The following is a 15,228-nucleotide window of genomic DNA, read 5'->3' as shown; positions in this document are numbered from 1 at the left end:
GTATTTGAAAGAGACCTGAAATCATGGAAACGAACCAGGCAATTTCCGTTCTTGAAGAAACCCGCACATTCCACCACGGCATCGGCCTCAGAGGTGAACTCACACTGGAAAGCGTAATCCGCTACCGCGCCGCTATTGCTATCGAATGGATCAAAGAAGATCTGCGTAGAGGCGTACAGCCAGAAAATGTTAAAACTTTTTCTGAGCTACACGACGTTGTAGATGCCAACATATACCTACTTGATGAAGACCATCCGATACCGAAAGCAGGTAATTTCTACGATTGGGAAGAATTGGACGTACAGGGAGTGTGCGACCAATTTATACGAGTGATGAATATCATCAACGACTGGCTCGAAACCCGGTATTACGTCAGGAATCACCCGACATACTGAAATAGTGCTGGTCAGACCTGAGCCATGTGGAGAGTTGATTGATTACAGTATTCAGTTTTTTCTTTTGTCTACCGCGAAGACTGCACTCCCACACCACAGCAACGCGCCAGCCTGCATTCAGTAGTAAGTTGATATTACGCTCATCGCGCTCGTAGTTGGCATTCAGCTTTTCCCGCCAGAACTCTTCGCGGGATGATGGCCAGTGAAACATAGGACAGTTATGACGATGCCAGAAGCAGCCATGAACAAAGACTGCAGCACGGTACTTAGGTAGCACCAGATCTGGCGACCCCGGCAGTGCCCGGTTATGCAGACGGAACCGGAAGCCACGAGCATGCAAGGCCCGCCGGATCAGCATTTCCGGCTTTGTATCTTTACCCCGGATAGCCGACATATTGCGACTGCGGGTAGCTGGGGAGTGGACGTCTGACATATTGCTCCCGAATGGAATGAATCAGTGATATGATGTCACACAATTGACCTGGAGATAAAAATGGCCACTGAACAACTCGCATTCATCACAGAAGGCTATGATGACATATCTGATACCACTCTTTTGGGTCAACTTCTCGAAATTTATGACCAGAAAGCAATCGCAGACTTTCTCAACTCTGTGACTCCTGGGCACTGGTGCAGAGAAACCATCAATAGATGGAGCAAAGGTAAATCCGAACCTCGCCTCAGCGCTAAGGAATTCAAAGCTCTTAAAGGCCTTCTTCCGAAAGAAAAAGTTATCCCCGGGAAAGAGAGTTTCAGGTTCATCGACCTGTTTGCGGGTATTGGTGGAATCCGTAAAGGATTTGAAGATGAGAATGGTCTTTGCGTATTCACCAGCGAATGGAATAAGTTTGCTGCGCGCACCTACAAGGCAAATTATTACAGTCATGGCGACTACCATACCTTCAATGAGGACATCAGAGACGTAACGCTGTCCTCTGACGAGACCGTCTCCGAAGAAGAGGCCTATCAGAATATCGACAGAATGATTCCAGACCACGACATTCTGTTAGCCGGGTTCCCATGTCAGCCATTTTCTATCGCTGGAGTTTCAAAGAAAAATTCTCTCGGGCGTGCTCATGGCTTTGAGTGCAATACACAAGGCACCCTTTTCTTCGACGTCGCACGTATCATTAAGGCAAAGCAACCGAAGGCGTTCATTCTTGAGAACGTAAAAAATCTTAAGAGCCACGATAAAGGCAAAACCTTCAAGATCATCATGCAAACCCTTGATGAGCTTGGCTACTGGGTTGCTGATGCAGATCACGAAGGTCCCAAAGACCCTAAAGTGATTGATGCAAAAAACTGGGTTCCTCAGCACCGTGAGCGGATTGTTCTTGTGGGATTCCGCAAAGACCTGAACATCCATGAAGGCTTCACACTGAAAGATATTCGCAAATACTACCCTAAAAAGAAGATCACCCTTGGTGACATCTTTGATCAGGATGTAGACGCTAAATACACACTGACTCCAAAGCTTTGGGAGTACCTCCACAATTATGCGATAAAGCATAAGGAAAAGGGTAATGGCTTCGGTTTCGGCCTTGTCGGCCCCAATGATGTCGCGCGTACCTTGTCTGCACGTTATTACAAAGACGGATCAGAGATACTCGTTGATCGAGGCTGGGACTTCAAAAAGGGCTTTGATAACAGAAAGAACCTGGAGAATCGCCCCAGACGGCTTACTCCCTATGAGTGTGCAAAGCTGATGGGGTTCAGTCGCCCCGATCAGGATGACTTTGTCATCCCTGTATCAGATACGCAGGCATACAAACAGTTTGGTAACTCTGTCGTGGTTCCTGTATTCCGAGCAGTAGCCAAACTCGTAACCAAGCGCCTTATAGAGTAAATGCTGATACAGGTACTTGAAGTAATGCACCAGGTAAAGTCAAATGGATAAGTAGTGCTTTAGCCCGGTAGGAAATATGAAATATTACGAACAAGGATGTTTATTTGAGGACCTGCCCGACTGGGTGGTAAAATCTATACGCCTTGGTTACACCTTGGTAAATGATAAAAAGGTCTCTTCAAAGAAGATCCATCTGATTTCATCACCTTTTGAATCCTCTATCGCGCCTCTTATAGCTTTAGGAGCACTGCGAGCTTCTCTCGAACGAGCAGATGACAATCTGTGTAATAACTATTTCTCCTTTTTGCTATCAGCTCGAGAGAAAGTACTTACTTCCCGGAATAGCTCGCTAGAGGCATGGCATGTCCGGAAGCATACCGATCCAGAAAAGCAATATTATTTTTCAGAGGAGGTAGATAGTACCGGTATTATTGTTACTGGACAGAAAAGGTCCAGAGGCAAGAAGAAAAATGAATCGCTAAAATCATGGATAATGTCTGCCTATGCATCTGACTGGCAAATAAATGGACTACCGGTTCCTCAAAGTTCATTGCAACCTGATCCTTCCCTAGTCGGAGTAATGGAATCACTACCAGTCGGGTTAAAATTAATCAAAAAAGAGAACCTGACCTCCTCCTTTCTTGAGCATATTCTTGTCTCCGCTTCAGCAGGTGACAATTCAAACTATATGGATCTACTAAGAAAATCTTGTTTTACTTTTGATGGCAGCTACATCTCAATGGCTGACCTGTTAATGCTGGGAGACGATAGTAAATCAACCATTAGCCGTGTCACCCTGATAGGAGAACGGCAACTTGAAGAGCATGCCTTTTATCAAGATCCTTCGGTAATAATTGCACAAGGCACGAAAGAGACTGTTAGTGCTTGGAACATATTTTCCGATATTTCAGGCGCAAGTATTGTAGGAGTCATTAACAGATCCGGCTCTCGTGCGGCTCTGGAGGAGTTCGAGGCCTTCCTTCAGGATAGACAGCGCTACTATCATGAGATTCCCCCACCAGTATGTTTCCAGTCTCCATATATCCAGATCAGATCAATGGAGAGAATATGACGGATATGAGAAAACTACCTGAAGAATATGTCAGTCAGGAATTATGGTTATGTAAATCAGAGCTATTCTCGTACTTATGTAAATTACTCAAACAGGTGTCTTTCGATCTTGATGATCCAGAAGAAGACGGCCAAGGTAGTGAAGCGGCAATCAAACTAAGAATAGAGTATGCTCGCCTAAGATATACACCGTGGCATGGCGATTCTCAGCTATTTTCACATCCTCTACTATCAGATAAAGAAAAAGTTGGTCGGTTATACGGAGAAGAAACCAGAAAGTTATTAAACCGAGTCGAAGAACTACATACTAATTGGCGGTCAGGAAATTCGATTCTCATTGATGAATTTAGAAGACAGGTCATCAATACAATTTCAGAGTTTGGAGTAGACCGTATAAGAATTGCATGTCGAAGCCGAGAAATAGCCAACTTTCAGAAACTTCTTAATGATGATGTAGAACTGACCGATACCCAATTTATTACAGGATTAAAAGAATATCGCGTGGCTCAGCCATTCGATGTACTGTTCCGAATCGGATCATTTCGTATGGAGGGAATGCAAAAAATAGCGCCTCCGATACTTAATGCTCCAAAATACAGAAAACTAATCCGTTTCTGTTGGGACCGTACTTCAGATGAAATCGAGTTGGCACAGGATCCAATAAATTCAGATATTAATTATTTGCAGCTGATGCCACTCACAACGAGAACTGTTTCGGATAGTACTCACGCCGAAGAATATAGTGATACTGACACTTCCTCACTTGATGACGAATTCTTAAACGACGCAGAGAATTACTCTACTAAGGCAAGTTCGGATATAAATTGCATACGTATATTACTTTCAGAGAACAAAGCTGCACTATTCCGGAAGGGGCATCGTGAACTTGTATTCCGTAACCATTCCTGCGGTCTTGAAATTCTACAATTAACTGCAAAGGAAATAAGGAGTGGTGATTTCTGGATTGATCAAAGTATCGAGGTCGATCTTGGAAAAGAGGAGATCAACCCTGAAGATTATCCTATGGCAAAGATATGGAAATCAGATCTTCATCGGCAACTTCGTCGTCTACCAGGTGCTGTTACATTAAAGATGGTACTCGCAGGCATAGCACTTCAGGATCGTTATAAAGCCGCTGAAAGCTGGTCTACTTTTGATAAATATAGAATCAATGCCCCTCAAAGAAAATCACATTTCATAGCCCTTATTGAATCGGTTCTTCGGCAGGATATATGGTACGGATATGATTTAAAAGATCCTCGTCTATCAATTGCAGAAAACGCCTGGGCTGAATTGAGTAATTATAAAAGCCGTAGCATTGAAAACGGTCAACTAAGCCATAGGATTGTCGCAGATCAACTTTATAATGAGCTGAGAAAATGCATGGATTCATATATCGATATATTATCCGCTAATACAGACTTTTACGAATTCACAATGCCAGAAGATACCGGTTTGACAGGACATGTTGTATTTCGAAGAGTAAGTAATATCGATAGAGGATTCTATGCACCAGAAGAGATGCTCTCAAAGCTTATTGATAAGGAACAGACCGAACAATACAGAGCAATACAGAACAAGGAATATAAGGCGACATGCGTATAATCCCGGCCTTTATAGATCAGGATAAAAGTCCACCTGGCGAAGTTCTTATCTATGAAAAAATACAGCAAGCAACCACTGACTGGACGGTGATTCATTCGCTGGATCTCGCTCCCTTTAACCGGATGAAGCGTACCGAAATTGACTTTCTGATTATCATTCCAGATGTTGGTCTTCTGTGCGTTGAAGTTAAATCACACCGAGAGATAGGCTTCGACGGACAATCCTGGTATCCGGAAAGGGTGAAGAAGTCTCCATTCCAGCAGGCAATGGATGGTCGTTACGCCCTGCAACGACGTATCTCCGCAGGTCTTGCCATGTGGAAAGATGTTCCGGTTCTTCATTGCTGCATATTCCCTAACGCTCCTTTTACTGTTCCAAGAAACCTCTCTATTCAACCTTTCGAAGTAATGGACAGAACTCGCTTCCGGAGTCTGCAGCACCCAGACGAATTCTGCGCTGGGTTGAAAAATATGGCCCAGAAACTTATCGATACAGATCCCCAGGTAAAACCCTTAGACACACCTCTATCAGCTGTAATGATCGAGCAGTTTATTGAATACTGCTTTCCTATCCGAAAGCGACGGCCAGAGAAAGAAGAAGAACTGGCAGCCCGGTCCCATGAACTGGAAGCGAAGTTACGGGTACAACAGACTCCGGTGCTCAAGCTTAGCGAGTGGAACTCAAGAATTATCATTGAAGGTGGTGCCGGAACTGGTAAAACCCTTATTGGGCTTGAGGTAGCTCGCAGAAAAGCAGAGCAAGGGTTACGCACTGCATTTCTGACTTTCAATAATCTTGTAGGTAAATGGGCACAATCCGAGGTGTCACAAGGTAATCACCCTTTGCTAATCGCTGGGCCTGTAAACTCAGTTCTGCTCAATCTGTTCGATATTGATATCCCTGCACAAGCGCCGACTTCGTTCTGGGATGACATGCTTTCAGAAGTCCAGGATGCACTCACCAACCCTGAACGGCAACAGGAAGCAATGTTCGACTACCTGGTAATAGACGAAGCCCAGGATTTTCTCGGGCGGCCAGATCTCTTTGAAACCGTGGACCTGTTAATTGAAGGTGGTTTCAATGGCGGTCATTGCATGTTGATGGGCGATTTTCAGAATCAGATTCTTACTTTCGATCATGATCTGATCAGTAACACACTGAACCAATTCAAGAGATACAGCGCTTGCTGGAAACTGGGTGAGAACTGCCGTAATTACTCTGCTGTAGGGAATCTTGCTATCTCCTTATCAGATGCCTCTGATGATACCTATAGTGGCTATATGCGAACGGGCGGCGGCCTAAATAGTTTTAAGTTAGCAACTTACAAAAACATAGATGAGCAGATCGGGAAGATAGACACTTTCATTTCAGCTTCCATAAAGAACGGCTTCAAAGCCGAAGATATCACATTACTGAGCTATGGATCTGCCGCTAAGTCCTGTATCACAGAGCTACAGAACCAGAGCACGATAAACCTGCAGGCTGCATCCGAGACCAAACGCCCTGGTTATGTACAATATACAACTGCTCATGCCTACAAAGGGCTTGAGAACAAAGTGATTCTGCTTACGGATGTCGACCTGCGCGGCACTTCCGTCACCCGTAATCTTTTCTACACAGCTATTACAAGGGCAACAGAACAGGTGTTTGTGTTGTGTAGTGAAGATAGCAAACAAGACTTGCTGAACTGGATTAACCAGAAGGATCTGAAATGAATAATGAACGTGCTCAGGAAATTGAATTTCTGAGATCTGAAATGATAGGGCCTTCAAGGCCAGTAGGTGAAGATTACCCCGGACTCAAAGTTGAATTTAATTCATCGTCCACCTGCCAGTTACCAGCTCCTGGAAAGTTGAAGGGATCTGTGTTCTGGCAACCAGAAGGCCAGGACCATCTACAGGAGGTCATCCGGAGAGAGACCCCTGCTCAGCGCTACGGTATAGGCCTGCTGTACCCCGGGAACTACCTGCCACCTTCGGACGAAAAACCTTGGGACTCAGAACGCCCTGACGACGGAAACAATTCAGTGGTTGGAAATACCGCTCCAGATGCCGGAACATATGCCCTGAAGAATGAAGATGCAGAAAGCGAGACATACTCACGGGACGAAGCAGCCCCAGTATATTCAGCTGACGACGAAGATTTCGAAGTTAATGGTTCTGATGCCTACAAACCTTCAACTATGGGTGTCAGCTTCTGCATTGATGAGAGCAGCGAAGGCGAAATTCTCATACGCATCCCCATCGAAAAACGCCTGTTTTGGCAGCAGCCGGACTCCGAACCATTCCTGGTGAACGGGGTGTACGAGAGGTGCACTACTGTAACAACAGCTAGTGATGGCACAACAGTTGAAAGTGATGCCTGGCGCCGTAGACCTGCCCTACAAACTGAACAGATATTCACGTTCGACGTTCCAGAATTACTCACCCGACGACTTACTAAACAAGAAATAAACCTTAGTAACGGCATAAAGCTACAACTGGATCTTTATTCCCGCTCTTCATTTGGCAAGCGGATAATCACTGTGGTACTCCGTAACAGCCAGGTCGCTACGAACCTGTCTTATCGTCAAGTCATCGAGCAGACACTGTATCAGGCGTGCTTTGAAGTCGAAGCACGTAATGGAGCGTCATTTACAGAATATCCACAAGGTCGTGGAGAGCATAGAAATCTGGACGATGATGAGAAAACCCTGAGTCTGCTATACAGAAACTCAGCCAATTGGGCCATTGGTCATGGGTGCGCAGCCACCTGGCGAGCCGATGAAGGCCAGACGCCAATGATGATCACGGCCGATTGTATGCCCGCAGTAGAGCTGCCGAGTATGACCCCGGATATCATCGTAAATGGCAGTGAACTGAAACTATCCATGAGAGACCTCGCGAACATCCAGAATACTGACAGTAGTGACCCTGGATGGGCCTCGCTTGAGACTCTTGTATACGCCTATGAACAATGGATCAATGACGAGCGCAAAAAAACTTCAGGCTTCAATGACCAGCACCGCGAAACCGCGGAAAGGCACCTTGACGGCTGCAACAGATGCCTGACGCGAATGAAGAGTGGACTTGAAGCCCTGGCGGGTAATACCGATCCATTAAACGCTTTCAGGCTTGCAAATAAAGCCATGTGGTTTCAACAGACAGCCACAAAAGACATCCAACAACGGCCTTTGAAAGCTTCAAATAAAACAGCTGAACCGGTCGCTCAATCACCAGATTCGTCACTGAACCCGGATGAAGCATGGCAGGATTCAACCAAGACTTCTGAAAAATACTGGCGCGCCTTCCAGGCAGCATTCCTCTTGTTGAGTATCGAAGGCTTCACGGATCCATTCTCCGATGACCGAGAGGTTGTTGATCTCATCTGGTTCCCCACTGGTGGTGGTAAGACTGAAGCTTATTTAGGCGTTGCTGCCTTCTATATGTTTCTTCAGCGGCTGGAACCTCCAAAACATGGCGAACTACGGAAAGACGGTACGAATGTCTTTATGCGTTACACCTTGCGCATGTTGACGACCCAGCAGTTTCAACGCGCTGCCAGTCTTATCTGTTCAATGGAATACATCCGTACATACAGCGTGGACACTGATCTTGGCACTAAACCCTTTACCCTTGGCCTCTGGGTTGGACGGGATGCTTCTCCGAACAAGTGGAAAGACGCTACTGCTGCAATAAGAAAATTCAAGAAAGAAGAAACGAAGGGTAACCCCTTAGTGATCACTGAGTGCCCATGGTGTCGCAGTGAAATTGGTCTCGTGAAAGTAAAAACACATAAGAACAATACCATTTTAGGAATAATTGAAAGTAAGCAGCCGCATCTGAAGTGTTCCGATGTGAATTGCCATTTCGGTGCGATCGATACCCGCCTGCCTATCGAAGTGATTGACGAAGCACTCTATAAGAACCCTCCCAGTATGTTTATCAGCACGGCTGATAAATTCGCAATGCTGGCCTTTAAACCAGAAGCCGGTACATTGTTTGGGCTCAGGCACTATCCAGAAACCAACGGTCCCATAGAACGTATCGCTGAGCCACCGGGTCTTATAATCCAGGACGAATTCCACCTTATCTCTGGACCATTGGGGTCAATATATGGCCTCTATGAAACTGCTATCGAGCGCCTTTGTACTCAGGAGATTAAGGGTAATCCGGTCCGGCCTAAAGTCATCGCATCAACAGCAACCATCCGTGGTGCAATGAATCAAACAAAGGCCATATATGCCCGTTATGAAGATCAGTTGCAGCTATTTCCAAATCCTGGTCTTGATATCAGCGATTCTTTCTTTGGCCGTTATGCCAGAGAAGCCAATGGGAATTTGAAGCAAGGCCGCCTCTATCTTGGCATCAATGCAACTGGTTATAAATCTTTCCTCACCACCCAGGTGCGGGCGTTCTCTGCTGCATTATTCCGGTCAAGCCTGATGCCTGATGACAGCAAGGACGCCTGGTGGTCCCTGTTAGCTTTTTATAACAGCTTACGGGAATTGGGTGGTGCCAGAACACTGTTTAGTTCTGATATAGCCGCACGTATGAAAGACTTCATGCATCGCTACAACGTCGAGGACAACCAGAAGCGGTATCTGAACAAAATTGAAGAACTGACCAGCCGCCGCACCCAGGCAGAATTGGTTAAGTTGATGGATGAACTGTCCAGGCCCTTGACTAATACCTACAAGCCCGTCGACGCCTGCCTGGCTTCGAACATTATTGAGGTCGGAGTAGATATTGATCGGCTCTCACTGATGGCGATTGTTGGCCAGCCAAAATCAACAGCTCAATATATTCAGGTATCCGGCCGCGTGGGTCGTCGTTGGTGGGATCGCCCGGGACTGATCATGATGATGTACAACCCGAATAAGAGCCGGGATTTATCTCACTTCGAGCATTTCCAGAATTATCACCAGCGGTTATACGAGCAGGTTGAACCCACCTCAGCCACGCCATTCTCAATCGAAACGGTTAAACGAGCTGCGGCAGGAATCATGTTGCTCTGGGCTCGTCAGCAGTACCGTTCAGATCATCCCGGTGCAACATTTGGACACTACGAGTCTACCATTGAAGACGCAAAGGATTTTCTGATTGAGCGTTGCGAGCTTCTCTTCGAACAACAGGAAGCGGAGGCAGATCGTGTTGTAAAAGTCATTGAACAGGTACACGATGAACTTCTCCGCAAGGGAAGAATGAACCCGCTGATGTGGCACGAGTTTCCACAGAAACGGGACGGCAATTACCTGATTTTATGGCCTGGTGCTCATTCATCTTCTGCTCAGCAAAAAGCGGGAGTCAATGTGCTCAGTAGCATGCGTAATGTCGATGGCACAGCTCGATTTAGTATCAACGAGCGCTATATGGAATTAGAAGGTGATCAGAATGGCCAATGACATTCGTACAGGACAACTTATTGCTCCTTTTGGGCCGGGTAGTTTGTATAACGACCAGTATGGTCAATCTAATATTGTCTGTGGACTGGATTTCTGGTTGAAAAAGCCAGGAGACTCGAAGATATCTGATGCTGTCAGAAACAAATACCTCATCAGCGAGGCTCGCCTTTCTGAGCTCTTAAAAGTAGGGCTTTTCTATCAACCACCTCAGTACATATATGATCGGGATGATCCTGAAATCAGTCAACTGGAAATCGGTATCCACCGGTTTCCCCGGTGGTACGTGGATAAGATATCCGGAAGACTGACGCAGTTTAATCTTGAATCCAGGCTTAGAATGCTGAAAGCCAGATCACCGAATAGAGAGCAGTGGCAACCGGTAAGATTTATCTCAGTATGTGAAAATGGACATATTTCAGACTTTCCGTGGAAGGAATGGAGTGGCTGTACCTGCTCCGGATCAGACCAGCTGTTTCTGCATGATGCTGGCGGCCCGGATCTTGGCTCTGTCAAAGTTCATTGCAAAGGATGCAATAAGGGTAGAGATCTTCAGGGAGCAATGCAATATGAATTGAGCGATGATAAATCCGAGGTTGAATCTTCGGGTCTCTACAGTAAAGCCAACCTTAGCTGCACAGGTAACAGGCCCTGGTTAGGTAATATTTATGAACCGTGCGATCGTAAGCCTGTAGGCGCCCTGATCAATCAATCTAATATTTATATGGCAAAATCGATATCCTCGATATATTTACCATACGTAGGTCAGGATCAACGAGCCAAAGAACTTTCATTAATTTTTCAGGAAAATGAGTCCTTACTGAATTTAGCCAAAGCGAGTCTAGAGCTTGGCGGTGAAGAGCAGGCTCTGATTTTAGTCAAAGGCAACCTGGATAATCTGGTAGCTGATTACAGCGATGCAGAGCTTATCGAAGCATTAAAAAATTTATCCAATGGCCAGAAAGCCGTCGATCAGATTTCTCCTACTACTTCAGATACGGCCGAACTGGCGTTCAGACGCTCAGAGTTCACAATTCTAAGCGCGGCTCACACTGTAAATCCTGATGAACTCAGAATTATAAGCAGTAAAGTTCCTGATGAATTTTCAGGCTGGATCTCAAAAATTCATCGCGTAGAGCGTTTGAGAGAAACCCGTGTATTTTACGGATTTGATCGGCTGATCCGCTCGAAGAAGCCATTGGACAACATGCCAGAATCGGCAATTCATACACTGTTCAGAAACCCTCCCCCGGAAACAGGTCAGTGGCTACCGGCTGTAAAGAATTATGGAGAAGGTATATATATTGAGCTGAAAGACAGGGATGTTAATCGATGGTTAGATGATCATTCAGAGTGGTTACAGAAGCGTCTAGATAGCAGTTTTGTTGCAAATATGGCCGACCAATACCTTCTTAATGCTCCTGATCAGCTGACTGACAGAAACTGGCGCTGGGCAGCCCGTTACCTTCTTGTTCATACGCTGTCACACATACTTATTAAACAGCTTGTATTTGAGTGCGGTTATTCATCTGCTGCTCTCAAAGAAAGGCTCTACGTTTCCAGCGATACTAAAGCTCCGATGGCGGCACTTTTGATCTATACCGCTTCTGGGGATGCTGATGGAAGTCTTGGTGGTCTTGTTCGACAGGGACAACCCGAGCTGCTTGAACCTCTCATCCGTCGAGCAGTCGACACAGCATCATGGTGCTCCGCAGATCCTGTTTGCTCAGAGGATATGGGACATCGTGGCTCGCAACATAGCAATAAGGCCGCCTGTCACGCTTGCGTTTTATTACCCGAAACCAGTTGCGAAGCAATGAACAATGGGCTCGACAGGGCCATGTTAGTGGGAGAGCCGGAAAACCCCGATTTTGGTTTTCTGTCCCGCTTACTTACCAATATGTAATAAGGATTTTTACGATGTACAACGTGCTGGATCACGTCGATGTATACTCTGTAGATCAGCTCTCGTCCTTTCTTAAGAAGCATGGTTGTGAACGGATTCTGATTAAAAAACTTGGCCGTAATAACAACGACAAACAGCAGATCTACTTCCATCACGATGCAAGCCTGCTCAATGCAATTTTTGACATGACATTTTCCACACGGGAAAAGAGTCAAAGTAATAAACGTAAAGGAAGCATCAAAGGGACTAAGATACTGTCCGCTGTTTTTAATGATTTTCAGTGGTTGGGCACAGACCAGAGCCTTCATAGGGTTCCAACCTGCAAAGGCGTTCTCTACGCTCAATACCCCGAAGTAAGACTCTCTGGTTTCAAAGCAGAAACAGGGCTGATGCCAAGATCAATGTCTGTAGATTTCACTAAAGAGAACCCTAGTATAGAGAGATACCTCGCTATTGGTGCAACGATTGAGGGTCAAGCAATAGCGGTAATGATTGTTTCACCTACTCCAGAGTTCAAGAAAGAATTTCTCGGGCTTCCTTTCTTCGCAGACTCTAAAATTTGTCGGGTACTCGAAATTGAACAGGAAGCCGAATCTCATAAACTGTTGACTCTGCTTAAACAGCGTATCGGCAGTAAAAGTATTAAAGGGTGCCGACTAGATGCTAACGGAAACACCGTTCCATTTACAGGTACTCAAGTTCACGGCTATACACTTGAACACGAATTAGGTATCAGAACGAATGCCTCCAAAGATGGAGATATCTTTGGAATAGAACTGAAGTGTTTTACCAGTAAAAAACTAACTCTGTTTACGCCTGAACCAGACGGCGGACTGTATTCACAGAGCTTCTCTGACTTTATGCAGAAGTACGGATACGAAAAAGAAGCCGTGTATCGCCTGACAGGCCTGCATAGGGCTGGATCGGTCAGTGAGAAGTCAGGGCTTTCTCTTCGCGTACTGTGTACTCCAAAAGGCTCAGAATCGGAAGGGCTGGAAAATTATGATCCTGACAAGCCGCTGGCACATCAGTTAGAGAACCTTATGGTTGTACTCGCAGATGACGATGAAAATATTGCCGCCAGCTGGTCTGCCGAAAGACTTTTGAATAACTGGGGCGTAAAGCATAACGAATCTGTTTATGTGCCCGCGAGAGTAACCGACAACGAAATTCAGGAAGAGTATGACGCCGGTTATACGCGCAAGGTACATTTTGGAAATCAGGTTCTTTGGTGCAAGAGAACCAGCCTTGAGCGAATGATCCGATCAATCGCCAGTGGTGTCATATTTCTGGATCCTGCACCCAAATTTGATCCGGACAACCCGAAGAACAACAAGCGACGCTCTCAATGGCGTATTAACAATATCTACAGAGACTCCCAGCACCTCTATGAAGAAGTTCGGGAAATTGATATCTGATCATTTCCCAATACAGAAGCTTCCAAAAATCTCACCCAACAGATCATCGGCGGTAAACGCGCCGGTGATTTCGTTCAGTGCGTTCTGTGCCATGCGCAAGTCTTCGGCGAGCAGTTCGCCTGCGCCCATGCCTTCAAGCTGTTGGCGGCCGTAGGCGAGGGCGTCTTTGGCTCGATTCAGGGCGTCAATGTGGCGGCGGCGGGCAAGAAAGCCACCTTCGTTCGCGGCGTTGTAGCCCATGACGTCTTTGAGGTGTTCACGCAGGGTATCGACGCCCGCGTTCTGTTTCGCTGAGAGGGTAATAGTTGGGTAATTCGCGTTTGAGCCTTCGGTGGTATCCAGGCCAACGGTTTCGGTCGAGAGGTCGGCTTTGTTACGAATCACGGTAACGCGTCCGCTGGCGAGCAGGTCGTCGGTCTGTTGTTCAAGGCCGCGCTCATCGTATAGGGCGTGCAGGAGCTTCTCAGGGTCGGTTTCGTCTGTGGTTGAATCGATCATCAGCAGAATACGATCCGCCTTGGTGATCTCGTCCCAGGCACGCTGAATACCAATGCGCTCGACTTCGTCGGGGGCATCACGCAAACCCGCCGTGTCGATGATGTGCAGCGGCATACCGTCGATGTGGATATGTTCTTTCAGTACGTCGCGGGTGGTACCGGCTATGTCGGTGACGATGGCGCGGTCCTGGCCAGCGAGGGCATTGAGTAATGAAGATTTACCCGCGTTCGGGCGCCCAGCGATGACGACGTTCATGCCTTCACGAAGGATGGCACCCTGATTTGCCTCGCGTAGTACCTTCTCTAACGCCTGTTCTACTTCGGTGAGCATGGCTTCGACTTTGCCATCAGAGAGAAAATCGATTTCTTCTTCAGGGAAGTCGATCGCAGCTTCAGTGTACATGCGCAGGTGTATCAGTTGATCGAGCAGTTCATGTACTTTCTTTGAGAATTCGCCCTGCATGGAGCGCAGCGCACAACGTGCGGCTTGCTCTGAGGCAGAATCAATCAGGTCAGCGATGGCTTCGGCCTGAGCAAGATCCAGTTTGTCGTTTAAGAAGGCACGCTCTGAGAATTCACCGGGGCGGGCCATACGGCAGCCAAGTGCAACGACTTCTTTCAGCAGAAGATCGAGCACCACAGGGCCACCATGGCCTTGCAATTCAAGTACGTCTTCGCCGGTAAAGGAATTCGGATTCGGGAAGAAGAGAGCGATGCCTTCGTCGAGTACGGTGCCATCTTCGGCTTTGAACGGCCCGTAGTGCGCGTAGCGCGGTTTCGGCTCGTACCCCAGTACTTGTCGTGCAACCTGTAAGGCTTTCTCACCAGACACGCGGATAATGCCGACACCGCCACGCCCTGGGGCGGTTGCGATGGCTGTAATGGTGTCCTGGTGTACCTGGGTCATGGTCTGGCCTTTTGTTAAATACCTCTGGATGCATGAAGCAGGCATTTATGCCATGGATGGCATAACTGAGCGCACATGGATGTGCTTGCCGCGTCCTGCTGATGTATCCAGCGGTATTAGTATCCGTTGGTTATGGGCAGCGCCCTTTTAAATTGGTGGGCAATGCCCACCCTACAATAGTGGGTGAATTGCCAGCGACCTCA

Annotated in this window: 10 protein-coding genes; 8 read left to right on the top strand and 2 right to left on the bottom strand. The window is 46.8% G+C overall.

Annotation, left to right across the window (positions count from 1 at the left end; genetic code table 11):
- The first annotated feature begins 23 nt into the window (after positions 1-23).
- Positions 24-395 (top strand): hypothetical protein, encoded by a 372-nt coding sequence (locus B2R29_RS16675; RefSeq protein WP_301182093.1) that lies wholly within the window; start codon positions 24-26, stop codon positions 393-395.
- Here the strand turns inward: B2R29_RS16675 and B2R29_RS16670 are convergent.
- Positions 373-828, bottom strand: a complete 456-nt coding sequence (locus B2R29_RS16670) for a very short patch repair endonuclease (protein ID WP_301182092.1) — start codon at positions 826-828, stop codon at positions 373-375. The two genes, B2R29_RS16675 and B2R29_RS16670, sit on opposite strands and share 23 nt — an antisense overlap.
- 60 nt (positions 829-888) lie before the next feature.
- On the opposite strand from B2R29_RS16670, the gene dcm reads away from it, so the two are divergent.
- From dcm to B2R29_RS16635, 7 genes are all read left to right on the top strand, one after another.
- Entirely contained in the window at positions 889-2,241 is a 1,353-nt protein-coding gene (dcm, locus tag B2R29_RS16665) for a DNA (cytosine-5-)-methyltransferase (protein ID WP_301182091.1), read from the top strand.
- Between the two features lie 76 nt (positions 2,242-2,317).
- Entirely contained in the window at positions 2,318-3,313 is a 996-nt protein-coding gene (locus tag B2R29_RS16660; protein WP_301182090.1) for a hypothetical protein, read from the top strand.
- Positions 3,310-4,917 (top strand): hypothetical protein, encoded by a 1,608-nt coding sequence (locus B2R29_RS16655; protein ID WP_301182089.1) that lies wholly within the window; start codon positions 3,310-3,312, stop codon positions 4,915-4,917. Before B2R29_RS16660 ends, B2R29_RS16655 begins: the two co-directional genes overlap by 4 nt.
- A complete protein-coding gene (locus B2R29_RS16650; protein WP_301182088.1) occupies positions 4,908-6,632 on the top strand; it encodes a nuclease-related domain-containing DEAD/DEAH box helicase in 1,725 nt (574 codons plus the stop codon). The genes B2R29_RS16655 and B2R29_RS16650 overlap by 10 nt, the downstream gene beginning before the upstream one ends.
- Entirely contained in the window at positions 6,629-10,300 is a 3,672-nt protein-coding gene (locus B2R29_RS16645) for a helicase-related protein (protein WP_301182087.1), read from the top strand. Before B2R29_RS16650 ends, B2R29_RS16645 begins: the two co-directional genes overlap by 4 nt.
- Positions 10,290-12,203: a DUF1998 domain-containing protein gene (drmB, locus tag B2R29_RS16640; protein WP_301182086.1), complete on the top strand. Its 1,914-nt coding sequence runs from the start codon at positions 10,290-10,292 to the stop codon at positions 12,201-12,203. The genes B2R29_RS16645 and drmB overlap by 11 nt, the downstream gene beginning before the upstream one ends.
- Before the next feature lie 14 nt (positions 12,204-12,217).
- Positions 12,218-13,621 (top strand): MvaI/BcnI family restriction endonuclease, encoded by a 1,404-nt coding sequence (locus B2R29_RS16635; RefSeq protein WP_301182085.1) that lies wholly within the window; start codon positions 12,218-12,220, stop codon positions 13,619-13,621.
- Here B2R29_RS16635 and mnmE read toward each other — a convergent pair whose 3' ends face one another.
- Positions 13,622-15,025 carry a tRNA uridine-5-carboxymethylaminomethyl(34) synthesis GTPase MnmE gene (mnmE, locus tag B2R29_RS16630; protein WP_301182084.1) on the bottom strand — a complete coding sequence of 468 codons (1,404 nt, stop codon included), beginning with the start codon at positions 15,023-15,025 and terminating at the stop codon, positions 13,622-13,624. It abuts the gene before it with no gap.
- Positions 15,026-15,228: the final 203 nt, after the last annotated feature.

The sequence above is a fragment of the Thalassolituus sp. UBA3500 genome (assembly GCF_002377545.1).
Classification (GTDB): domain Bacteria; phylum Pseudomonadota; class Gammaproteobacteria; order Pseudomonadales; family Oceanobacteraceae; genus Thalassolituus.
This window is presented reverse-complemented; position numbering and strand designations above follow the sequence as displayed.